The sequence below is a fragment of the Rhodococcus sp. PSBB066 genome, assembly GCF_017068255.1.
Classification (GTDB): domain Bacteria; phylum Actinomycetota; class Actinomycetes; order Mycobacteriales; family Mycobacteriaceae; genus Rhodococcus; species Rhodococcus aetherivorans.
In genome coordinates this window covers 925355-947964 of record NZ_CP070859.1, presented here as the reverse complement: position 1 = coordinate 947964, position 22610 = coordinate 925355, and the positions used below count along the sequence as shown (strand labels likewise).

Genomic DNA, 22610 nt, shown 5'->3' with positions numbered 1-22610 from the left:
GGACGGTGGGCGGTGACGAACGCGACGACCCCGCCCGTGCAGGTGCGGGTGCTGGGCGCCGTCGCCGCGCTCGTCGACGGGCAGCCCGTCGCCCTCGGCGGTCCCGTCCGTCGTGCGCTGCTCGCCCGGCTGGTGGCGGCACGCGGGCACCCGGTCTCCGCCGACCGGCTCGTCGAGGACCTGTGGGGCGGGGCACCGCCGGCCAAACCGGTGGCGGCGCTGCAGGCGCACATCTCCCACCTGCGCCGGGTGCTCGGTCCGGGCCACGACCCGCTGCCACGGAGCGCCGCCGGGTACGCGCTGAACCTGCCTGTCGCCGCGGTGGACGCGTGGGCGTTCGAGGACGCCGTCACCCGCGCCGTCACCGCACCCCACGACCGGCTCCGGCACCTCGGGCAGGCCCTCGAGCGGTGGCGGGATCCGCTGCCCGACATCGATCGATATCCCTGGGCGGCAATCGAATCCGACCGGCTCGGGGAACTGCGCCGCACGGCGGTGGAACAGTACGCCGAGACCGCGCTCGAACTCGGTGCTCCCGTCGCGCCGCTGATCGCGTCGCTGAGCGACATCGTCGCGGCGGACCCCGGCCGCGAACGCGCCGTCGGGCTCCTGGCGCGCGCCCGGTACCGCGCCGACGGCCCGGCCGACGCCCTCGCCGTCATCCGCCGCTCGCGGCAGTACCTGGCCACCGAACTGGGCCTCGACCCCGGTCCGGCACTACGGGCCGCCGAGCACGAGATCCTCACCGGTACGGCCGGTCCTGCCCGGGACCGAGCGCCGATCGCCGACCACGTCCGCCCCGCCGAACTCGGCGTCCTGCTGGACGAGGCCGGACGCGCCGCCCGCGGTGAGACGCGTCTGACGTGGCTGGCCGGGGAACCCGGGGCGGGCAAGACCCATCTCACCACGCTGCTCGCCGGCGCCCTCGAGGGCGACGGCTGGCAGGTTGCCCGCGGCAACTGCCCCGAGGTGGACGGAGCGCCACCGGGGTGGCCCTGGATCGAGATCCTCGACGCCCTCGCCCACACCGACCCCGACGGCACGGCCACGATGACGTCCCGGCTGGCCGTGCCCGGCACCGGCCTCGACACGTTCGGGCTCGCCCGTTCGCTCACGCGGCACCTCGGCCGCATCGCCGCCGACCGTCCGCTGCTGCTCGTCTTCGACGACATGCACCGCGCCGACGAACCGACCCTGCACCTGCTGCGCCTCACCCTCGCCGCCCTGCGAACCCGGCCGCTGCTCGCCGTCGCCACCTATCGGCCCACCGAGGCGGGGAGCGAACTCGCCGCCGTCCGCGCGGCGACGAACGCATGCCCCGGCCGGCAGATCCGCCTCGCCCCGCTGACCGACGACGGCATCGCCCGCCTCGTCCGCGAATGCGGCGTCGTCGCCCTGGCGCCCGAGGACATGGCGTTGCTCGTCGCCCGGACCGACCGAAATCCGTTGTTCGTCAGAGAATTTGCTCTGCTGATCGCCGACCGGGGCGTCCGGGCACTCCATCACGACGTGCCGGCCGGGATCGCCGACGTACTGCACCACCGCATCCACACGCTGCCCGAGGCCACCGTCGCCGTGCTGTCCGCGGCCGCCGCCCTCGGACGCGAAGCCGACCTGGACGTGCTCGCCGCGATGTGCGGAACCGACCTCGAGTCCCTCCTCGAGCCACTCGAGCCGGCCCTGCGCGCCCGCCTGCTCGAGGAACCCGCACCCGAGCGGATCCGGTTCACCCACAATCTCGTCCGGGAAACCCTGTACGCGGGGCAGTCACGCCTCCGGCGCACCCGTCTGCACGGCGCGGCCCTCGCGGCGTTGTCCGCCCTGCGGCCGGCCGAGGTGGCCGCGACGGCACACCATGCGGCGCTCGCGGCCACCCCGTCCACCGCCCACCACGCCGTCGCGCACCTCACCGCGGCGGCCCGTCGCGCCGACGCTCTCGGCGCCCGAGCCGATGCGGTCACCCTGTGGGGCGCTGCGGTGTCGGCACACGAGATGTCCACCGTCGTACCGGAAGACGGCCTGCTGCCACTGCTCACCGGATACGTCGGAGCGCTCGCCCACACCGGCGACGTGGTCACCGCACGCGTCGTGCGCCAACGCGCCGTGGATCTCGCCCGGCGGATCGGTGACCCGCCGGCCCTCGTTGCGGCGCTCACTTCGTGGTCCGCGCCGGTCACCTGGACCGTCCGGGTCGACGACGAACCGGACCGGCGCATCCTCGACCCCGTGCAGTCACTCCTCGCCACCACCGCCCTCGGCGACCACGACCGGGTCCTGCTGCTCGTCACCGCCGTCTTCGAACTCGAGGGCGCCGACTCGGTGGCCGCCCTCGCCGCGGCCCGCCGCGCGCACGCCCTCGCGCGGGGAACCGCCGACGCCGGGCTGCGCTGCCGTGCGCTCAACGCCCTCGGATTCGTCGCGTACGGCCCGGACCTCGTGGCGCAGCGGCGTGACATCGCCGCGGAACTCCTCACCGTCGCCGGCGACGCGGGGGACGCCGCGTATCAGGCGCAGGCACACTTCCAGTGGTTCCTCGCCGCCGCCGCAGACACCGAACTCGACGAGGCCCGTCGCCACGCCGAACTCGCCGTGCGGTACGCGGCCGGCCGGCAGCTCTCCCAGTTGCTCGGCGTGGTCGAACTGTTCCGAGCCCTGGTGCGCCTCCTCGCCGGCGACGAGGACGGCGCACAGCGCGGATATGACACCGTCGCAGCACAACTCGAGGCGGAGGGTACCGCCTCGGCCCGGTGGATCGGTACCGTCGGACGCATCGGTGTGGCCACGGCGCGCGACGACTTCGCTCCGCTCGTCGCCGAGTTGTCCGCACTCGAATCGGCACGGCCGCACAGTGTCCGGTTCCCGTTGGTCCTCGCCCTGCTCGACAGCGGTGAACACGAACGGGCGCGGCAGTTGTGGCGCGCCCAGCGGCCGTTCCGGCGCGACTACTACTGGCTGGCCATGACATGCCTGCGCGCCCGTGCCGCGGCCCGGCTCGCGGACACGGCGACGGCCCGGGACTGCCATGCGCAGTTGCTGCCGTTCAGCGGCCGCATCGCCGGCCTGGATTCCGGCTCGTTCCACGCCGGCCCCGTGGACGCTGCCCTCGCCGAGACCGCGGCGCTGCTCGGCGATGCGGACTCGGCACACCGATTCCACGATGCGGCCGAGACACTCACCGCGACGGTGTCGGCACAACTGCACGACCCGGCGTGGGCGGCGTGGCGTTGAGCCCGTTCCGTCGTGTCGCGGACAGGACGCACAGCCCGATCGCCGCGAACGCGCAACCGCGTGGAATTTCGACGACCAGTCCGGTCACGCCCGGCATCGCCGGAATCGGCAGCAGGAGAACGACACCGCCCGCCGCCATGAGGGCGCCGATCCACACCGGTACCGCACGCGAACGGATCAGCGCGATGCCGAACAGGATCATGCTGCCCATGAAGACGAGTCCGCTGACGGTCTGCAGGAGCACATAGGGCTCGTAGTCGAGGAGGGTATCCGACCCGGAGATCGCCCCTGCCGTCGCCGGATCGCGCGAGAACGGCACGGAGACGAAGGCTTCGATCACCAGGTGCGAGAACGCCACCAGCACCGAGGACAGGAAGTATGTGACGTACGCGACGAGACCGAGCATTCCGGTTCCGGCGGCGACCCAGGCGTACAGCGCGGGCACACCGAGCATCAACAGCAGCGTTCCCGACAGCAGGAGGACGTGGGGGAGGGGATTGATCGGAGCGGACAGCGCCGGCACCGAATGCGCGGCGCCGTCGACGACGGGATGCAGGAGGCCGCCGGCGAGGTTCAACGGGAACGCGGCGACGACGGACACCGCGCCGAGGCGGTACAGCAGTGCGGGAGTTACGGTCATACCGTCAGCGTGACGATTCGGCCTTGCGGTTCCCTTGCCGTCCGTTTGCCGTCCGGGTGGGCAGGGTACGCCTCGGTGTGGCGTGACGCACGGCACTCGAGGAACAACACCCCTTACCCTGTTGTTGACCCATGTTGTGGACCACTGACGTCTTGTGGACCACTGACGTCCCGGTCACGGGCCTCCAGGCTCGACCGTCCCGTATCGAAGTACCAGCAGACAGAAGTACCAGCAGACACCGGAAGGCTCGCATGACCACTGAATCCACGATCCACGACCTGATCATCGTCGGTTCGGGCCCGGCCGGATACACCGCCGGGATCTACGCCGCCCGCGCCGAGCTGTCCCCGCTGCTGTTCGAGGGAACCCAGTTCGGCGGCGCCCTGATGACCACCACCGAAGTCGAGAATTTCCCCGGCTTCCGCGAGGGCATCACGGGACCGGACCTGATGGACCAGATGCGCGAGCAGGCCCTGCGCTTCGGCGCCGACATCCGCACCGAGGACGTCGACGAACTCGACCTGACCGGCCCGATCAAGAAGGTCGTCGCCAACGGACAGACCTACCACGCCCGCGCCGTCATCCTGGCGATGGGTGCCGCCGCGCGCTACCTCGGCATCCCCGGCGAGGAGCAGCTCCTCGGCCGCGGCGTGTCCGCCTGCGCCACCTGCGACGGCTTCTTCTTCCGTGACCAGGACATCGCCGTCGTCGGCGGCGGCGACTCCGCCATGGAGGAAGCCACCTTCCTGACCCGCTTCGCCCGCAGCGTCACCCTCATCCACCGCCGCGAGGAATTCCGCGCCTCGAAGATCATGCTCGACCGCGCCCGCGCGAACGAGAAGATCCGCATCGTCACCAACGCCAAGCCCGTCGAGGTGCTCGGCGACACCGCCGTCACCGGCCTGGTCCTCGAGGACACCGTCACCGGCGAGCGCAGCACCGTCCCGGTGACCGGCATGTTCGTCGCGATCGGCCACGACCCGCGCAGCGAACTCGTCCGCGGCCAGATCGACCTCGACGACGCCGGCTACGTCCAGGTGCAGACCCCGACCACCGCCACCAACCTGCCGGGCGTCTTCGCCGCCGGCGACCTCGTCGACCACCTCTACCGCCAGGCCATCACCGCCGCCGGCACCGGCTGTTCCGCCTCGCTCGACGCCGAACGCTGGCTCGCCGAGCAGGAAGACCGCCACCCGATCACCGTCAACGCCGGATACTGACCCCTTCCACACCCATCGAGTAGGAGCCATCGTGGCCGAGAAGAACACCGTCACCATCTCCGACGCCTCGTTCGTCGAGGACGTCCTGCAGTCCGACAAGCCGGTACTGGTCGATTTCTGGGCGACCTGGTGCGGCCCGTGCAAGATGGTGGCTCCCGTTCTCGAGGAGATCGCCGGGGAGCACTCCGAGAAGCTCAAGATCGCCAAGCTCGACATCGACGCCAACCCCGCCGCGGCGCGCGACTACAAGGTCATGTCGATCCCGACGATGATCCTGTTCTCCGGTGGCAAGCCGGTGAAGACGATCGTCGGTGCGAAGGGCAAGGCGGCTCTCCTCCGCGACCTCGCCGACGTGCTCTGAGTCACCGTTTCCCCGTCGACACGGATGCGCCCGGATTATTCGTGATCCGGGCGCATCTGCGACAATCGAACGATGGTCTGGTGTCACACCGGGCACAGCAGGTCAGCAGCACGGAAAGGGCCGAGACATGCACCGACTGCGCTACGGCGACCATGGCCCTGCCGTCGCCGAAATCCGGAGCACCCTCACCGGCCTCGGATTTCTGCACGGCGAGTCCGACGTCTCCGCCGGCGACAGCTGGGTGGGCTCCGATGCGGTGTTCGACCGTGAGCTCGACAGCGCGGTGCGTGCGTTCCAGCAGCAGCGCGGTCTGCTCGTCGACGGCATCGTCGGTCCCGCCACCTACCGGTCGCTGAAGGAAGCCTCGTATCGGCTCGGCGCCCGCACCCTCATCTATCAGCTCTCCGCACCGCTCTACGGCGACGACGTCGCGACGTTGCAGCGGCGCCTGCAGGATCTCGGGTTCTACGTGGACCGGGTCGACGGCTACTTCGGGCCGCGCACCCACGAGGCCCTGAGCTCCTTCCAGCGGGAGATCGGCCTCGCACCCGACGGCATCTGCGGCGCGGAGACCCTCCGGTCGCTGGAACTGCTCGGCACCCGGGTCACCGGCGGATCGCCGCACGCCATCAGCGAGGAGGAGATCGTCCGCCGGTCCGGTCCGCACCTGAGCGGCAAGCGCATCGTCATCGATCCCGGCCTCGGTGGCCGCGACCACGGCATCATCGTGCGCAGCCCGCACGGCGACATCTCCGAGGCCGACATCCTGTGGGACCTCGCTCGTCGCCTCGAGGGCCGCATGGCCGCGACCGGAATGGAGACCTTCCTCTCCCGGCCGTACCACGCGAATCCGTCGAACATCGAGCGGGCCGGCACCTCCAACGCGTTCGGCGCGGACCTGATGATCTCCCTGCGCTGCGACAGCAGCCCCAATCCGGCCGCGAGCGGCATCGCGAGCTTCCATTACGGCAACGCGCACGGCTCCGAGTCGATGATCGGTCAGGTGCTCACCGGATTCATCCAGCGCGAGGTGACGGCCCGCACGCCGCTGCGGGACTGCCGTAGCCACGGTCGCACCTGGGATCTGCTGCGCCTGACGAACATGCCGACCGTGCAGATCGACCTCGGCTACCTCACGAACACGCAGGACGCCGCAGTCCTCGCCACCCCGCGTTCGCGCGACATCATCGCCGAAGCCATCCTCATCTCGGTCAAGCGGCTGTACCTGCTCGGTCAGGACGACCAGCCCACCGGCACCTACACCTTCGCCGAACTGCTCGCCGAGGAACTGTCGATCACCGAGACCCGCTGAGCGGTTCGCTCAGCGAGTCGCCCCCACCGGGGTACGCCCCGACATTCCCGCGACGGTGAGCGCGGCCTCCTCGAGCAGTCGATCCAGCGCCGCCTCGACCCCCACCTTCCATTCGTGGTCGCGATCGAGTTCGAGCCGCAACCTCGGGAAGCGGTGGTGGGGAGCGACGACCTCGAAACCCATGTCCTCGAGGAAGCCGGCCTCGACCATGCACTCGGCGGGGGAGCAATCCCGTGCGGCCGTTGCCCCGGGAACGTCGCTCTCGTCCTCGCCGGCAGTCCGATACCCGAACGCCTCGATCGCGCGCACGTTGCGGCGGACCAGATCGGAGATCACCGCGCGGATCAGTGCCGCCCCGAGATCGCTGCCCTCCGCGAGCGGCTCGATCCGGACGGTGGTCAGCAGGATGGCATCCGCGCTCACCGGGGACGTCGGGAACAGCTGAGCGCGCGGCACCATGTTCGGCGGGGCGTAGAACGCGCTACCGGCGGGCTTGTCGTCGAGCGTGGCGACCTGGGCGCAGGAACCCCACTGGAGCATGACCATCGACAGCCATGCCTCCTTCTCGAACTCCGGATCGTAGAACCCGCCCGCGTCGTGTACCGCCGCGGGGTCCATCTCCCAGAACACACAGCGCCGGGCGTGTGCCGACAGCTGATCCATTCCGCCCAGGGTGAGTGTTGTGACTCGAGTCGACACTGGGTTACTCAGCCTCCAAGTCCGTATCCTCGACTGTCGTCCTGACGTGCCGAGGCGTCAAGAGGGGTTGGCCTGAGATTCCATCATCGCCACGATCCGCTCCAGGTCGTCGACCGAGCCGAACTCCACAACGATCTTGCCCTTGCGCTTGCCCAGGCTGACTGTGACACGGGTGTCGAAGGAATTGGACAGGCGCTCCGCGACGTCCTGGAGGCCGGGCATCTGGATGGGCTTGCGGCGCTGCTGCGGTGCGGGGTCCTTCCCGTCGCCGCGGTTCGCCAGCATGACCGCCTCCTCGGTGGCCCGCACGGAAAGGCCCTCGGCGACGATGCGCGCGGCGAGCACCTCCTGGGCGTCGGGTCCGGCCTCGAGCGACAGCAGCGCGCGAGCGTGCCCGGCGGAGAGCACACCCGCCGCGACCCGCCGCTGGACGGGGATCGGCAGCTTGAGCAGACGGATCATGTTGGTGACCACCGGCCGGGATCGGCCGATGCGGGCCGCCAGTTCCTCGTGGGTGACGCCGAACTCTTCGAGCAACTGCTGATACGCCGCCGCCTCCTCGAGCGGGTTGAGCTGGACCCGGTGGATGTTCTCCAGCAGCGCGTCACGCAGGAGGGACTGGTCGTCGGTCTCACGGACGATCGCCGGGATCGTGGCGAGACCGGCCTCCTGGCCGGCCCGCCACCGGCGCTCGCCCATGACGAGCTGGTACCGCTCTCCGTCGAGCCTGCGCACGACGATGGGCTGCATGAGCCCGAACTCACGGATGGAGTGGACGAGTTCGGCGAGCGCCTCCTCGTCGAAGACCTGCCGCGGCTGGCGCGGGTTCGGCTCGATCTTGTCCGCCTCGATCTCGAGGTAGACCGCTCCGGCGGGGGAGGGGAGGGGCGTGTCCGCCGGCGCCGGGGCGCCGTTGCCCGCGGCCTTCGCGGCCGGGGGAGTCGCCTGTTCGGTGGCGGTGGCCTTGTTCGACGTGGTTTTCGGAGCGGCGTTCTTGCGGTTGTCGCCGATGATCACGTCGGCCGCAGCGTTACCGAGGCCGGGGGCGGCCGCCGGGCCGGTCGGAATCAGCGATGCCAGACCCCGCCCCAACCCGCCTTTGCGTGTCGCGCTCATTCGTTCCCCTGCTTCTCGTTCCGGTATCCGCGTGCCGCCAGTTCGCGTCCCGCGTCGAGGTAGCTCATCGCACCGCGCGAACCTGGATCGTAGTCGAGAACAGTCATCCCGTAACCGGGAGCTTCCGAGACCTTCACGCTGCGGGGGATGACGGACCGCAGCACCGCGCTGCCGAAGTGGGCGCGAACCTCCTCCGCGACCTGATCGGCGAGCTTGGTGCGGGCGTCGTACATGGTGAGCAGCACGGTCGAGACGTGCAGTTCGGGATTGAGGTGCGACTGGACGAGTTCGATGTTGCGTAGCAGCTGGCCGACCCCCTCCAGCGCGTAGTACTCGCACTGGATGGGGATGAGCACCTCCTTCGCCGCCACGAGCGCGTTGACGGTGAGGAGACCCAGCGACGGCGGGCAGTCGATGATGACGTAGTCGAAGTCCTCATCGCCGAGCGCGGCGGGGGAGAGAGCGTTCTTGAGACGGTTCTCCCGCGCGACCATCGAGACGAGTTCGATCTCGGCGCCGGCGAGGTCGATGGTGGCCGGGATACAGAACAGGCGCTCGCTGTGCGGGCTCTGCTGGATGGCTTCGGCGGCCTTCACCTCCCCGAGGAGCACCTCGTAGCTCGACGGGACGCCGGAGTGGTGCGGCACCCCGAGGGCGGTGCTGGCATTGCCCTGGGGGTCGAGATCGACGACGAGGACGGTCAACCCCTGAACGGCGAGGGCCGACGCCAGGTTCACCGTGGACGTGGTCTTGCCGACGCCACCCTTCTGGTTCGCGATCGTGATGACGCGGCGGCGCGCCGGCTTGGGGAGTGCGTTCACGGAACTCGGGTGAAGTACCTGGCTGGCTCGGTGCGCGGCGGCGCCGATCGGTGTGTCCAACGGCGAGAGCCCCTCGTACGGAATCGGAGAGAACTCGTCCTCGACGGACTCGGACTCGGCTCCCGTCGGCCTCTGCGCCTCGGTTTCACGTGAAACAGCGGATTCAGATCCACCCGACATTGACCGCTCCTTTGTTGTCGACACACCCGGTTGGCACGGTACATCCCCCTCGCGAAACCACGCCGGTGGTCCACGACCGGCCACCCCGGCCGACCACCGTTTCGGTCCCGCGACCGGGCGGAGTGAGCCGAGGCGTAGTGGCTGATGCGTGAACCCGGAAAGCGGGTTGCGCCGGCGCAGGTTGGCGACCCTGCCGGCCCACTCCGTTTCCTCGTTTCGACCAGTATCCCATCCACCTTCCGGAGGAGTGCGACGACGTCGCCGACGAAGATGATGTTTCACGTGAAACCTGACGTTTCACGTGAAACAGAGATCCCCGCCGGTGTCGTTTCACGTGAAACGCCACCGGGTGGCGGCGGCGGACCGGGCGCCATCCGAGCGGGCGGGAAATTATCTGTCACAGTGACGAAATGCCATCGAGTGGATGGATGGGCGGTTGCCGCGAAAGATCCGCACTCCCGGACGAATTCCGTTCGTGATCCCAAAAGCCAAGGCAAGCAACAACTTCGGGCGAAACTGGGATCAAAGGAACGGCAGACGGCGGACTTCCACGCGGTCTCGGCGGCGCAGAACCGGAGTTCGCAGTCGAGGAGGGGATTTCCGGACGCGGCGCACGCGGTGAGCGGCGGGTGATGCAGGTGCCGTCAGGATGCGGCCTTCCGCGTCACGCCATCGGGACGCGAGGGGCGGCTCGCACGGATTGCAGCGACAACAGTGGCGCCTGCTCGAGAGAATCGTTCAGCTCGAGAGTCTCGAGTCGCGCACATCTCGAGTCGGCGCACTCGAGGCGGGGGACCGCTCGAGTGGGGAGGGGGGCGGTTTCACGTGAAACCTGATCAGCGCTTCTTGCGCCGTCGCACCGGCCGCGGCATCCGCTCCGCCTTCACAACGAGGGTGGGGGTCTCGAGCAGACCCACGCCGCACTCGAGGACCTCGAGGTTGCCGGCACCGAGACGGGCGAGTTCGTCGCGATCGCGTTCGATCTCCTCCGCCGCGCTGGAGCCCTTGAGCGCCAGCATCCGTCCGCCCTCGTGCACGAGCGGCAGCGACCACTTGGCGAGCTTCGCCAGCGGCGCCACCGCACGCGAGGTGACGACGTCGGATCCGCCGGCTTCCTTCACGACGCCGGGCTGCTCCGCACGGCCGCGGATGACGAGCACGTTGGCCAGGCCGTGCGTTTCGACGAACTCGGCCAGATACACCGACCGTCGCAGCAGGGGTTCGACGAGGGTCACATGCAGATCGGGGCGGGCGATCGCCAACGGGATACCCGGAAGCCCGGCACCGCTGCCCACATCGACGACACGTTCGCCTTCGTCGATCAGTTCACCCAGCACTGCGCAGTTGAGCAGGTGGCGGTCCCACAGGCGGGGGACCTCGCGCGGACCGATGAGACCGCGCTCCACACCGTCGGTAGCGAGGGAATCCCGGTACTGCTCGGCAAGACCGAGTCGCTCACCGAAGACGCGAACGGCGATCTCGTGGATGCGCGCCTCGTCCTGTTCCACGTGAAACATCCTCTCCCGACGACACTGGCCTCGAAGAAGGGAGGGATCCCGACGCACCCGCCGAGATCCCTCCCACGCACTGCTGTCCGATCGATACTGCTGTCCGATCGATACTGCTGTCCGATCGATACTGCTGTCCGGTCAGTTCTTGACGACGACGACCCGGCGCTGCGGCTCGGCGCCCTCGCTCTCGCTGGACACACCCTCGATCTTGGCCACGGCGTCGTGGACGATCTTGCGCTCGAAGGGCGTCATCGGGGTCAGCTCCTCGCGCTCCCCGGTCTCGAGTACCCGCTTCGCGGCGGCCGTACCGAGCTGGCTGAGCTCTGCGCGCTTGCCCGCCCGCCACCCCGCGATGTCGAGCATCAGCTTGCTGCGCTCGCCGGTGACCTGCTGCACCGCGAGGCGGGTGAGCTCCTGCAGGGCATCGAGTACCTCGCCGTCGCGGCCGACGAGCTTGGACAGATCCTTGCCGCCGTCGATACTCACGACCGCACGGTCGCCCTCCACGTCGAGATCGATGTCGCCGTCGAAGTCCAGGACGTCGAGCAGCTGCTCGAGGTAGTCGCCGGCGATTTCGCCCTCCTCGATCAGGAGATCGTCCTCGGAGTCGGAATCCGCATCGAGATCCGGCGTCTCGGTGGTCACGTCGGCATCCTCCTGTGCCTTGTCCAGGTCACTGGCCATGATTCGCTCTCTCTTCTTCGGTCAGCGCCGCTTGCGCTTGGAGTTCTTCGAGCCGCTGGGGCGTTTCGATCCGGCGACGTTCTTCGGGCCTCCGGCCGGCGGGGCGGACGGCCCGGCACCGCCGGAGGTGTCGTCCGCGGCCGGCTTCTCCAGCGAGATCTCCGAAGCGTCCGCGGCACCGGCGACAGCGTCCTCCCCGGTGGTGGACGGAGCCTTCTTCTTCGCGGCCCGATCGGGACGGGCACCCGGCTTGGGGGCGTTGTCGCTGCGGCGTGCGATCGCGGCCTGCTTCTTGGCCTCTTCCTCCTGGTCGATCTTGCGGAAGACGATGTGCTGCTGGGCGTAGGTCCAGATGTTGTTGCTCACCCAGTACAGGAGGATGGCGATCGGCAGGAACGGGCCGCCGACGATGACGCCGAGCGGGAACACCCACAGCGCCAGCTTGTTCATGATCGCGGCCTGCGGATTCGCCGCGGCCTGCGCGCTCTGCCGCGCGACGGAGGCGCGGGAGTTGAAGTGGGTCGCGATGCCCGCGACGATCATCAGCGGAATCGCCACGAGCGCGATGTCGAGGCGGGAGGGGATGCCGCCGAACGGCTCGAACGCCACCAGCGACGCCTCGGGCTGGGTGATCCACGCCGAGATCGGCGCGCCGAACAGGCGCGCACTGAGGAAGGACTGCACGTCCTCCGGGCTGAACGCATAGTTTCCGAGCTGGGCGTTCTCCTCCGGTGACAGGCCGAGCTGACCGAATCCTTCACCGGTGCGGTTGAACGAGCGCAGCACGTGGAACAGACCGATGAACACCGGCGCCTGCAACAGGACCGGGAGGCAACCCATCAGCGGGTTGAAGCCGTGTTCCTTCTGCAGCTTCTGGAGTTCGACGGCCTGCCGCTGCCGGTCGTTGGAGTACTTCTTCTGCAGCGCCTTGATCTGCGGTTGCAGTTCCTGCATCTGCCGCGTCGTCCGGACCTGCTTGACGAACGGCTTGTACAGGATCGCGCGCAGCGTGAAGACGAGGAACACCACGGACAGCGCCCACGTCGCGCCGTCGTCGGGCTCCAGTCCGGGCAGGGCCGTGAAGGCGTTGTGCCAGACCCAGAGGATCCAGGACACGGGATAGTAGATGAAGTCGAGCACGGCTCTATGTACTCCTCAGGTCGTCCAAGGTCGCCACCCAGCGGCGTCGGTCCGAAGTCTTCAGTGCCGGTCAGGGACCCCGGTCGACCGATCGATGCCGCCGCTCGGGCACCGGATCCCAACCCCCAGGGTGCCAGGGCGCACATTTGAGCAGGCGGACGACCGTCAGCACGGAGCCGACCACGAACCCCCGGGTTCGCAGCGCCTCGACGGCGTATTCGCTGCAGGTGGGGGTGAAACGGCAGGTCGGCATGCGTGTCGGAGACACGTACGTGCGATAGAGCTCGATGCAGAAGATCAACATCCGGGCCGGTGCGGAGCGCACCGACCGCAGCACGCCGTCCGCGTTCATCCCGTCCGTGTTCATCCCGGCCGCCGCGCCGTCGCGACCAGACCCAGTCGGGCGAGGCCGGAGCGAACCTGCCGGTCGAGTTCCTGCGAGGAGGCCGAGGCGGCACCCGGAAGCGCCCGGACGACGACGTCTGCGCCGGCGGGAACCTCGTCGACGAGAGTCGCACAGATATGACGAAGCCGGCGTGCGACTCGATGTCGAATCACCGCCGGCCCGACAGCCTTGCTCACGACGAATCCGAACCGCGGACCGCCGAAACTCACCACCAGCTCGGCCTGCTCCCGCTCGATCGCGTGAACGACCAGATCTCGCCGCCCCTGTCGGCGGCCACGACGAACGGTCTCGGAGAAGTCCGCGCGGCGCCGCAGGCGATACGGCTCAGGTAGCACCCCGAGCTCCCGGAATCGGGGATCAGGCGGTGAGCGAAGTGCGGCCCTTGCGGCGACGCGCCGACACGATCGCACGACCCGCACGGGTCCGCATCCGGAGACGGAAGCCGTGAACGCGCGCGCGGCGTCGGTTGTTCGGCTGGAACGTCCGCTTGCCCTTGGCCACGGTCAACACTCCTCGAAGTTCTATGACGCCGGTCGGCGTCCTCGGTCCAACGTGTACGGAAATCGCATGACACGTGCCGTACGCGAAAAATACTGCGTGGCAGCACGGATCCGTCACTGCTGTATGAGTGACTGTTCGAGGCTACTCGGCGGCAAGCACGAAATCAAACCGCGCCGGCTCGGCACACGCAAGACGACACGCCGCACACCCATTTTCCCGTGCGTCACGTTCGCAACACGAAGTCGTGTGACTCCGTTCACATTCCGGTACGCTCCCGTTCATGGTTTCGCCGGGGTTGTTCCTCGTCGCCCACCACCGCGGTGAGCGGGGCCACTCGCTTCCGCCGCGCGGGCACCGGCGCTGCGCCCGGCCGCCGGTCTGCGCGCGGGCCGGCACGCGCAGTCGCTAGCCCGGGCCGCGCGCGCCGGGCTTCTCGAGACATGTCACACTGGGCACTTCGTGTCCGAGCCGGACCTCGCGTCTCGTCCTCGGTGTGCCCCGCTCTCTACAACTCCCAATCCACATCCCACAGGCCGCCACCCTGTGGTTGTCCACATCTGTGGATAATCGTGTGGAATTCGGATCGAGAGAACTGGGGAGGACGCGACGTGAACGACGAGCCGAACGCGCTGGCCGACGTGTGGCCGGACGTCGTCGCGGAGCTGACCGCCGACGGCGAGGGCCTCAGCAAGGGCCAGAAGGCGTGGCTCGCCCTGGTCAGGCCGATCACCCTGGCGCAGGGTTTCGCCCTCCTGTCGGTTCCGTCCTCGTTCGCGCAGGAGGCCATCGAGCGGGATCTGCGCGAGCCGATCCTCCGCGCGCTCCACCGCACCCTCGGCCATCGCGTCGAGGGACTCGGCGTGCGCATCGAACCCTCGGCGGCCGTCGACGATCCCGCCGAGGACCCCTACGCCGTGCCCCGGGACACGCTGCCCCTCGAGGGCCTGCCGCCGGACCCCCGCGCGCCCGAGCCCCACGCGTTCGATACGCGGCCGATTCCCACCGGACCGCGCGAGACCGACCCCCGCGACATGGTGCATCCGTTCCGGCGGCGCCGCCCCTCCTCCCTCGACCACGGCATGCTCGAGGTCGACACGGGCGAACTCGAGGAGGTCGACGACGACCGGGAGGCCATGACCGCGGTCCGGGAGTCGTGGCCGTCCTACTTCACCCAGCCGCCGCCGCCCGCCGCCGCGGCACCGACCGGCAGCAGCAGCCTCAACGCGAAGTACACGTTCGACACGTTCGTCATCGGAGCGTCGAACCGGTTCGCCCACGCGGCCGCGGTGGCGATCGCCGAGGCGCCCGCCCGCGCGTACAACCCGCTGTTCATCTGGGGTGCCTCCGGCCTGGGCAAGACGCACCTGCTGCATGCCGCCGGGCACTATGCGCAGCGCCTGTTCCCGGGCATGCGGGTCAAGTACGTCTCCACCGAGGAGTTCACGAACGACTTCATCAACAGCCTCCGCGACGACCGCAAGGTGGCGTTCAAGCGCAGGTACCGCGAGACGGACATCCTCCTCGTCGACGACATCCAGTTCATCGAGGGCAAGGAAGGTATCCAGGAGGAGTTCTTCCACACCTTCAACACCCTGCACAATGCGAACAAGCAGATCGTGGTGTCGTCCGACCGTCCCCCGAAGCAGCTCGCGACGCTCGAGGAGCGCCTGCGGACCCGGTTCGAGTGGGGCCTGATCACCGACGTCCAGCCGCCCGAACTCGAGACCCGCATCGCGATCCTCAGCAAGAAGGCGCGGATGGACCGGCTGGACGTGCCGCACGACGTCCTCGAGTTGATCGCCAGCAGGATCGAACGCAACATCCGCGAACTCGAGGGTGCGCTGATCCGGGTGACGGCCTTCGCGTCCCTCAACCGGCAACCGCTGGACCTGACGCTGGCGGAGGTGGTGCTGCGGGACCTCATCCCCGACTCGACGGCTCTCGAGATCAACTCGGCCACCATCATGGCGGTGACCGCCGAGTACTTCGGCACCTCGATCGACGACCTGTGCGGGCCCGGCAAGGCGCGGCCGCTGGCCCAGGCGCGACAGATCGCGATGTATCTGTGCCGCGAGCTCACCGACCTCTCGCTGCCCAAGATCGGGCAGACCTTCGGCCGGGACCACACGACGGTCATGTACGCGGACAAGAAGATTCGCAAGGAGATGACCGAGCGGCGGAAGGTCTACGACCAGGTGCAGGAGCTGACTGCGCGCATCAAGCAGCGCTCCAAGCGCTGAGCCGTACCGCCCTGTGGCAGGGGCCCGGACGATCGCGTCCGGGCCCTTCGTCGTATCCAGGGACGGGCCGGCGGTAGGCGGTGAGTGTGATTCTCGAGACGGATGGGCAGTGACTCACACCTGTGGACAACCGTGTGTACAACGTGGGATCTTTGTGGACGGACGGTGTACCGATGTTGAACACTCTCGAGATGTCCACATCCGTCCTCGAGAATTCCTCGAGTTCATCCTCGAGAGTGCGGGGCTCGAGAAGCCCGCCCCACCAGCGTAGACGGTCGTTCGTCCACAGATTCCACAACCCCTATTACTACTTCTGTGTTTTCTCTCGAAGATTCCTCTTTCAAAACAGGCTTGTGGAGGACTCGAGTGCACAGGGTCTCGAGAGCCGCGTCCCCCTCGAGCCTCCGGCTTTCCAAGTGCTCCATGAGCGCATACCGTGGAGCGACGTCCCCGCTGCCGACCTCGGTGTCGGGGTCCTGTGCCAGACTTCGTTGAATCGATCGACAGCCATCAGAGCGAAAGGATCCGCCGGGCGATGGAGCTTGGAAGCATGAAGTTTCGTGTCGCTCGCGAGGACTTCGCCGACTCCGTCGCGTGGGTTGCGCGCAGTCTTCCGTCGCGGCCGCCGGTGCCGGTGCTCGGCGGCGTCCTCCTCGGCGCCGACGAGCAGGGACTGACCGTCTCCGGGTTCGACTACGAGGTCTCCGCGCAGGTCCATGTCTCCGCAGAGGTCATCACCCCCGGGCAGGTGCTCGTGTCGGGCCGCCTGCTCGCCGACATCACCCGCGCGCTGCCCAACAAGCCCGTCGACGTGGTGCTCGACGGAACGCGGGTGCTCATCAACTGCGGTAGCGCGAAGTTCTCCCTGCCGACCATGCCGGTCGAGGACTACCCGCAGCTGCCCGAGTTGCCGCAGCAGACCGGTTCGCTGCCCGTGGAGGTGTTCGCCGAGGCGATCAGCCAGGTCGCGGTCGCGGCCGGCAAGGACGACACCCTGCCGATGCTGACCGGTATCCGTGTGGAGATCGACGGCACCCACATGGTGCTTGCGGCCACCGACCGGTTCCGCCTCGCGGTCCGCAAGATCGAGTGGATGCCCACCGCCGACACCGCGACCGCCGCGGTCCTCGTGCCGGCCAAGACTCTCTCCGAGTCGGCGAAAACCGTTGGCGGATCTTCTAATTCGCCCGTCCAGCTCGCACTGGGTGCCGGTTCGTCGGTCGGCGCCGAGGGCCTGCTCGGCATCGTTGCGGACGGCCGGCGCACCACCACACGCCTCCTCGACGCCGAATTCCCCAAGTTCCGCCAGTTGCTGCCGACCGAGCACACCGCGATGGCGACCGTCGACATCGCGCCGCTCGTGGACGCGATCAAGCGCGTCGCGCTCGTCGCCGAGCGCGGGGCGCAGGTGCGACTCGAGTTCACCGATGGCGGTCTGCTGTTGTCGGCCGGTGGCGACGACGCCGGGCGCGCGGAGGAGTCCCTCGCCGCGGAGTTCCAGGGCGAGCCGCTGATCATCGCGTTCAACCCCGGGTACCTGCTCGACGGTCTCGGCTCGCTGCACAGCGAGAAGGTGTCGTTCGGCTTCACGACGCCGAGCCGTCCCGCGGTGCTGCGACCGGCGCTCGAGGAAGCGCCCGAGCCCGACGCCTCCGGTACGTTCGCCGCCCCGGACAGCGACTACACCTATCTGCTGATGCCGGTGCGCCTGCCGGGCTGACCCGGGGGCAGGAAACGGTCGGAGCCCGTGTACGTTCGCACCTTCTCGTTGCGCGACTTCCGTTCCTGGGAAGCCGTTTCGCTGAATCTGGCGCCGGGGCCGACGGTGTTCCTCGGTCGCAACGGGCACGGCAAGACCAACCTGCTCGAGGCGCTCGGCTACCTGTCGACGCTGACCTCGCACCGGGTGTCCGGCGATGCCCCGCTGTTCCGGAGCGGGACGTCGCGCGCCCAGGTGGGTGCGGTCGTCGTCAACGGCGGCCGGGAACTGGGTATCGACGTCGAACTCAACGAGGGCCGGCCCAACCGGGGCCGGATCAACCAGTCCCCGACCCGGCGGCCGCGCGAGATCCTCGGCATCCTGCGGACGGTGTTGTTCGCGCCGGAGGACCTGTCGCTGGTGCGGGGCGACCCGGGCGACCGGCGCCGGTTCCTCGACGAGCTGCTCGCCACCCGCATCCCGCGGATGAGCGGGGTCCGCGCCGACTACGACAAGGTGCTGCGACAGCGCTCGGCCCTGCTGAAGACGGCCGGGGGTGCGCTGCGCCGCGGCAGCCGGTCCGGCGACGGGGCGAGCGCCCTGGCGACGCTCGACGTGTGGGACGGCCATCTCGCGGCACACGGGTCCGAGCTGCTCGCGGCCCGCGTCGCGCTGCTGCACGAGCTCGCCCCGCACGTCGCCGAGGCGTACCGATCGATCGCCCCCGAGTCACGACCGGCGCTGCTCCGTTACCGCAGCACGGTGGGCGAGGCGCTGCCGCCGGAGTTCGCCGACCCGGCCCGCGCGCCGCGATCCGACGACCGTGAGGTGCTCGAGGCCGCGTTCCTGACCCGGCTGGCGCAGGCGCGGACGAAGGAGATCGAGCGGGGCGTGTGCCTGGTGGGCCCCCACCGCGACGAACTCGACCTGATCCTGGGTGATCAGCCGGCCAAGGGATTCGCCAGCCACGGGGAGTCCTGGTCGTTCGCGCTGGCGCTGCGCCTGGGCGCCTTCTCGCTCCTGCGGGCCGACGGCACCGACCCGGTCCTCATGCTGGACGATGTGTTCGCCGAGCTGGATCGGCGTCGTCGCACCGCGCTCGCCGCCGTCGCGGCCTCGGCCGAGCAGGTACTCATCACCGCCGCGGTCCCCGAGGACGTGCCGGCGGAGCTGTCCGCGGTCCGGTTCGGGGTGCGGGCCGAGGACACCGACCGGGGACGGCTCTCGGTGCTGACCCGGCTCGACGGCGGCGATCCCTCGCAGCCGGATCTGGACGGAACCGTGGACGGAGCACTGCGATGAGCACCGAGAATCCGGGCGAACAACCCCCCGAGCCGCCGCTGCGCGGGATCGACCTGGCCCGTCGCGCGCTGGAGGAGGCCCGTGCGGCCGCGAAGGCGAGCGGGAAGTCGGTGGGGCAGGGGCGCGCGTCACGCGGGGCGCTGCGACCACGGCGCCGCCGTCGCGGCTGGTCGGGCCCGGGCCCCGACGAGCGGGACCCGCAGCCGCTCGGCGCGCTGGCGAACTCGCTGGCCAAGCAGCGGGGATGGTCGGGGCGCGTGTCGGAGGGCACGGTGCTGGGCAGTTGGGCGCGCGTGGTCGGCGACGATATCGCCTCGCACGCGTCGCCGACGACGCTGCGCGACGGGGTGCTGCACGTGTCGGCGGAGTCGACCGCGTGGGCGACCCAGCTGCGCATGATGCAGGCGCAGATCCTCGCGAAGATCGCCGCCGCGGTCGGGCACGGGGTGGTCAAGGAGCTGCGGATCACCGGGCCGACGGCGCCGAGCTGGCGTAAGGGGGAGCGGCACGTCCGCGGGCGCGGACCGCGGGACACATACGGCTGATCCGACCCTGGATTTATATGTAACCCGATGTTACGTTGAAATCGGCCGGTTGTGCGCTGCCGCACACGTCCGCATCGGGAGGTACGTCCATGTCCACACCACTCATCGAACCGGACCGCGTCCTGCTCCAGGCCCGCAACGTCGAGTTCGACTGGAGCACGCTGCCCCTGCACTGGGTGCCGGGCGATCCGTTCAGCACCCACGTGCTCAACGTCCTGCATCTGTTGCTGCCGGCGGGGGAGGAGTGGTTCGTCGAGACGTTCAAGGAGGCGCTGCCGCTCATCGAGGACGAACAACTGCGCGAAGACGTCGTGGGATTCATCGGCCAGGAATCGGTGCACTCCCACGCTCACCAGGGGGTACTCGAGCAACTCGAGTCGAAGGGTCTCGATCCCACCCCGTTCGCGGACCAGATGCGGTGGCTGTTCGGCCGGTTGCTCGGCCGGCGACCGCTGACCGGACTGCGCGCGGAGAACTACCTCGTCGAGCGGCTCGCCATCATCGCCGCCGTCGAGCACGTCACCGCGTTCCTCGGGGACTGGGTCCTCAATGCGAAGGGCCTCGACGCGGCGGGCACCGATCCGACCATGCTCGACCTGCTGCGCTGGCACGGCGCCGAGGAGGTCGAGCATCGCAGCGTCGCCTACGACGTGATGCGCTACTTCGACCCCGGGGAGGCCCGGCGGATCCGCACCCAGCTCCTCGTCACCCCGGTCCTCGTGTGGTTGTGGATCCGCGGTGCCCGATTCCTCATGGCCCACGACCCGGACCTGGCGCGTGCATCGAAACATGTGCGTGCACCCCATCTTTCGGACTGGCTGGCGGCGAGTCGCCGCGGCACGCTACCCGGCCCGGTGGACCTCGGCAGGCGCATGTCGCGGTACTTCCACCGCTCGTACCACCCGAGCCACGAGGGCTCGACCGGTCAGGCGGTCCGCTATCTGGCGTCCTCCCCCGCGGCCCGGGCGGCAGCCCGATGACCGGGGTGCTGCCGCGGCACCGTCGCCCGTCGGACCTGCACGGGCGGAACCGGACCGACCGTGCGATGGGCCTGCTCGGATCCGTCGTGGAGAGCTACCTGCGTCTCGTCACGGCTCTCGGCTACGACGGCGCCGCCGGTGCCGGGGACCCCGATCTGCAGCTGAATCTGGTTGTCACCGAAAAGGACCCGGTGACGGCCGACGGCGACGTGGTGCGGTTGACGCTGCGTGCCCCCGGCGGCGCCGAGCTGCCGGCGTGGCACCCGGGTGCCCACCTCGACTTCCATCTGCCCTCCGGGCGGCGACGGCAGTACTCGCTGTGCGGCGATCACGAGGACCGCACCCGCTACACCGTCGCGGTTCGCCGGATCCCCGGCGGCGGGGGCGGGTCGCTCGAGATGCATGCCCTCGAACCGGGCGACCCGGTGGCCGTGCGCGGTCCGCGCAACGGGTTCCCGTTCGTCGCCGAGGGTGCGGCCCTGTTCGTCGCCGGCGGGATCGGCATCACTCCCGTCCTGGCGATGACCCGCGCCGCGGACCGTGCTGGAATGGACTGGCGGCTCGTCTACACCGGACGCACCCGGGCCGCGATGCCGTTCCTCGACGAGATCGGAACATGGGATCCGTCAAGGGTTTTCGTACGTCCGGACGACGAGTACGGCACGCCGACGGGCGCCGACCTGCTCGCCGGCGCCCCCGCCGGCGGGGCCGTCTACTGTTGTGGGCCCACCCCGATGCTGGACGCGGTGCGTGCCGGCATCGATGCCACGGGGGCGTCGGCCCTGCACTTCGAGCGGTTCGGTGCCCCACCCGTCGTCGACGGCCGGGCCTTCGAGGTCCAACTGGCGAGCACCGGAGAGGTGCTCGCCGTCCCAGCCGACGAATCGGCGCTCGAAGTGATCCGCCGGCGCCGGCCCGGCATCGGCTACTCGTGCCGGCAGGGGTTCTGCGGAACCTGCCGGGTGCGGGTCCTGTCCGGCACCCCCGACCACCGCGAGAACCGGCTCACCCCCGAGGAACGTCGCGAGGAGATGCTCGTCTGTGTCTCGCGCGCCGACGGTGGCCGGCTCGTACTCGACCTCTGAGGGAGAACATGACCACTCGTACCGTCACGAACGGAGCCGTCCGCCTCCACGTCGTCGAGGAGGGCAACCCGCAGGGGCCGACCCTCGTGCTGGTCCACGGCTGGCCCGACACGCATGCCCTGTGGGACCGCGTGGTGCCCGCGCTGGCCGGCGACTTCCGGATCGTCCGGTTCGACAACCGCGGTGCCGGCGCGTCGACCGTGCCGCGCGACGTCGCGGCCTACCGGCTCGAACTGCTCGCCGCGGACCTGTTCGCGGTGATCGACGCGGTGAGCCCGGACGCGCCGGTGCACCTGCTCGGGCACGACTGGGGGTCGGTGCTGGGCTGGGAGGCCGTGTGCGAACCCGGGGCGGCGGAGCGGATCGCGTCGTACACCTCGGTGTCCGGGCCGAACCTCGACCACCTCGCGCTGTGGATGCGTCGCCGGCTGGGGGAGCGGCGCCCGCTCGGCCCGCTCGAGCAGGCCGTGGCGTCGTCCTACACGGTGCTGTTCCAGACCCCCGGCCTGCCCGTGCCCGCGCTGCGGTGGTGGTTCTCCCGGCACTGGCCGGGATTCGTCGGGTTCTTCGACCGCTCCGACCCGGCCCTGATCGGACCCGTCGCGCCCACGCTCGCCGACGACATGGTGCACGGCCTGAAGCTGTACCGGGCGAACCTGCGCCGGCGGCTCCGCGCGCCGCGCGAGCGGCGCACCGACGTCCCCGTTCAGCTGATCCAGGGCCTGCGGGACCGGGCGGTGCGGCCGGTCGGGTACGAGGACACCGAGAAGTGGGTCACCGATCTGCGCCGGGAACCGCTCGACGCCGGGCACTGGTCGCCGCGCTCGCATGCCGGGGAGCTCGCGGCCGCGACCGCGCGCTTCGTGCGCGACGTCGAGGCGCGGCACACTGTCCGAACCTCGTCGCCCTAGCGATTCACCCTCCCGTACTCGCGACGCCG

General features: G+C 69.7%; 21 protein-coding genes. 11 read left to right on the top strand and 10 right to left on the bottom strand.

Annotated elements, in window-relative coordinates:
- Positions 1–12 precede the first annotated feature (12 nt).
- Positions 13–3228, top strand: coding sequence for a BTAD domain-containing putative transcriptional regulator (locus JYA75_RS04420; protein ID WP_203329726.1), 3216 nt, complete (start codon positions 13–15; stop codon positions 3226–3228).
- Here the strand turns inward: JYA75_RS04420 and JYA75_RS04415 are convergent.
- Entirely contained in the window at positions 3173–3868 is a 696-nt protein-coding gene (locus JYA75_RS04415; protein WP_029546795.1) for a hypothetical protein, read from the bottom strand. The genes JYA75_RS04420 and JYA75_RS04415 overlap by 56 nt on opposite strands.
- A gap of 251 nt (positions 3869–4119) precedes the next feature.
- Between JYA75_RS04415 and trxB the strand changes: the two genes are divergently transcribed.
- The 3 genes from trxB (at position 4120) to JYA75_RS04400 (ending at position 6761) form a co-directional block, all read left to right on the top strand.
- Positions 4120–5088 (top strand): thioredoxin-disulfide reductase, encoded by a 969-nt coding sequence (gene trxB / locus JYA75_RS04410; protein ID WP_185713361.1) that lies wholly within the window; start codon positions 4120–4122, stop codon positions 5086–5088.
- A gap of 31 nt (positions 5089–5119) precedes the next feature.
- Positions 5120–5449, top strand: a complete 330-nt coding sequence (gene trxA, locus JYA75_RS04405; RefSeq protein WP_006934442.1) for a thioredoxin — start codon at positions 5120–5122, stop codon at positions 5447–5449.
- Between the two features lie 127 nt (positions 5450–5576).
- Positions 5577–6761, top strand: a complete 1185-nt coding sequence (locus JYA75_RS04400; RefSeq protein WP_161996661.1) for an N-acetylmuramoyl-L-alanine amidase — start codon at positions 5577–5579, stop codon at positions 6759–6761.
- 9 nt (positions 6762–6770) lie between these two features.
- On the opposite strand, the gene JYA75_RS04395 is transcribed toward JYA75_RS04400, so the two are convergent.
- The 9 genes from JYA75_RS04395 to rpmH form a co-directional block, all read right to left on the bottom strand.
- Complete coding sequence (locus tag JYA75_RS04395) at positions 6771–7460, bottom strand: hypothetical protein (RefSeq protein WP_050036223.1); 690 nt, start codon at positions 7458–7460, stop codon at positions 6771–6773.
- Between the two features lie 57 nt (positions 7461–7517).
- Positions 7518–8576, bottom strand: a complete 1059-nt coding sequence (locus JYA75_RS04390; RefSeq protein WP_029546797.1) for a ParB/RepB/Spo0J family partition protein — start codon at positions 8574–8576, stop codon at positions 7518–7520.
- A complete protein-coding gene (locus JYA75_RS04385) occupies positions 8573–9577 on the bottom strand; it encodes a ParA family protein (RefSeq protein WP_029546798.1) in 1005 nt (334 codons plus the stop codon). The genes JYA75_RS04390 and JYA75_RS04385 overlap by 4 nt, the downstream gene beginning before the upstream one ends.
- 836 nt (positions 9578–10413) lie before the next feature.
- On the bottom strand, positions 10414–11094 hold the full coding sequence (gene rsmG / locus JYA75_RS04380; protein ID WP_185713362.1) for a 16S rRNA (guanine(527)-N(7))-methyltransferase RsmG: 681 nt from the start codon (positions 11092–11094) through the stop codon (positions 10414–10416).
- A 132-nt stretch (positions 11095–11226) separates the two neighbouring features.
- Positions 11227–11772 (bottom strand): R3H domain-containing nucleic acid-binding protein, encoded by a 546-nt coding sequence (locus tag JYA75_RS04375; protein ID WP_029546800.1) that lies wholly within the window; start codon positions 11770–11772, stop codon positions 11227–11229.
- A gap of 21 nt (positions 11773–11793) precedes the next feature.
- On the bottom strand, positions 11794–12912 hold the full coding sequence (yidC, locus tag JYA75_RS04370) for a membrane protein insertase YidC (protein ID WP_006934450.1): 1119 nt from the start codon (positions 12910–12912) through the stop codon (positions 11794–11796).
- Positions 12913–12982: 70 nt separating this feature from the next.
- A complete protein-coding gene (yidD, locus tag JYA75_RS04365) occupies positions 12983–13264 on the bottom strand; it encodes a membrane protein insertion efficiency factor YidD (protein WP_006934452.1) in 282 nt (93 codons plus the stop codon).
- An 11-nt stretch (positions 13265–13275) separates the two neighbouring features.
- The gene (gene rnpA, locus JYA75_RS04360; RefSeq protein ID WP_006934454.1) at positions 13276–13653 is read right to left on the bottom strand and encodes a ribonuclease P protein component; all 378 of its coding nucleotides are present in this window, start codon (positions 13651–13653) and stop codon (positions 13276–13278) included.
- A 22-nt stretch (positions 13654–13675) separates the two neighbouring features.
- Complete coding sequence (rpmH, locus tag JYA75_RS04355; RefSeq protein WP_006934459.1) at positions 13676–13819, bottom strand: 50S ribosomal protein L34; 144 nt, start codon at positions 13817–13819, stop codon at positions 13676–13678.
- Positions 13820–14427: 608 nt separating this feature from the next.
- Here rpmH and dnaA point away from each other — a divergent pair.
- The 7 genes from dnaA (at position 14428) to JYA75_RS04320 (ending at position 22581) form a co-directional block, all read left to right on the top strand.
- Positions 14428–16059: a chromosomal replication initiator protein DnaA gene (dnaA, locus tag JYA75_RS04350; RefSeq protein WP_044475805.1), complete on the top strand. Its 1632-nt coding sequence runs from the start codon at positions 14428–14430 to the stop codon at positions 16057–16059.
- Between the two features lie 535 nt (positions 16060–16594).
- Positions 16595–17779 carry a DNA polymerase III subunit beta gene (dnaN, locus tag JYA75_RS04345; protein ID WP_029546803.1) on the top strand — a complete coding sequence of 395 codons (1185 nt, stop codon included), beginning with the start codon at positions 16595–16597 and terminating at the stop codon, positions 17777–17779.
- 27 nt (positions 17780–17806) lie between these two features.
- Positions 17807–19060 (top strand): DNA replication/repair protein RecF, encoded by a 1254-nt coding sequence (gene recF, locus JYA75_RS04340; protein WP_029546804.1) that lies wholly within the window; start codon positions 17807–17809, stop codon positions 19058–19060.
- The gene (locus JYA75_RS04335) at positions 19057–19605 is read left to right on the top strand and encodes a DUF721 family protein (protein WP_043799108.1); all 549 of its coding nucleotides are present in this window, start codon (positions 19057–19059) and stop codon (positions 19603–19605) included. The genes recF and JYA75_RS04335 overlap by 4 nt, the downstream gene beginning before the upstream one ends.
- Before the next feature lie 89 nt (positions 19606–19694).
- Positions 19695–20585, top strand: a complete 891-nt coding sequence (locus tag JYA75_RS04330; RefSeq protein WP_185713363.1) for a metal-dependent hydrolase — start codon at positions 19695–19697, stop codon at positions 20583–20585.
- Positions 20582–21670 carry a PDR/VanB family oxidoreductase gene (locus tag JYA75_RS04325; protein WP_050034255.1) on the top strand — a complete coding sequence of 363 codons (1089 nt, stop codon included), beginning with the start codon at positions 20582–20584 and terminating at the stop codon, positions 21668–21670. Before JYA75_RS04330 ends, JYA75_RS04325 begins: the two co-directional genes overlap by 4 nt.
- An 8-nt stretch (positions 21671–21678) precedes the next feature.
- Positions 21679–22581, top strand: coding sequence for an alpha/beta fold hydrolase (locus tag JYA75_RS04320; RefSeq protein ID WP_203329725.1), 903 nt, complete (start codon positions 21679–21681; stop codon positions 22579–22581).
- Positions 22582–22610 lie beyond the last annotated feature (29 nt).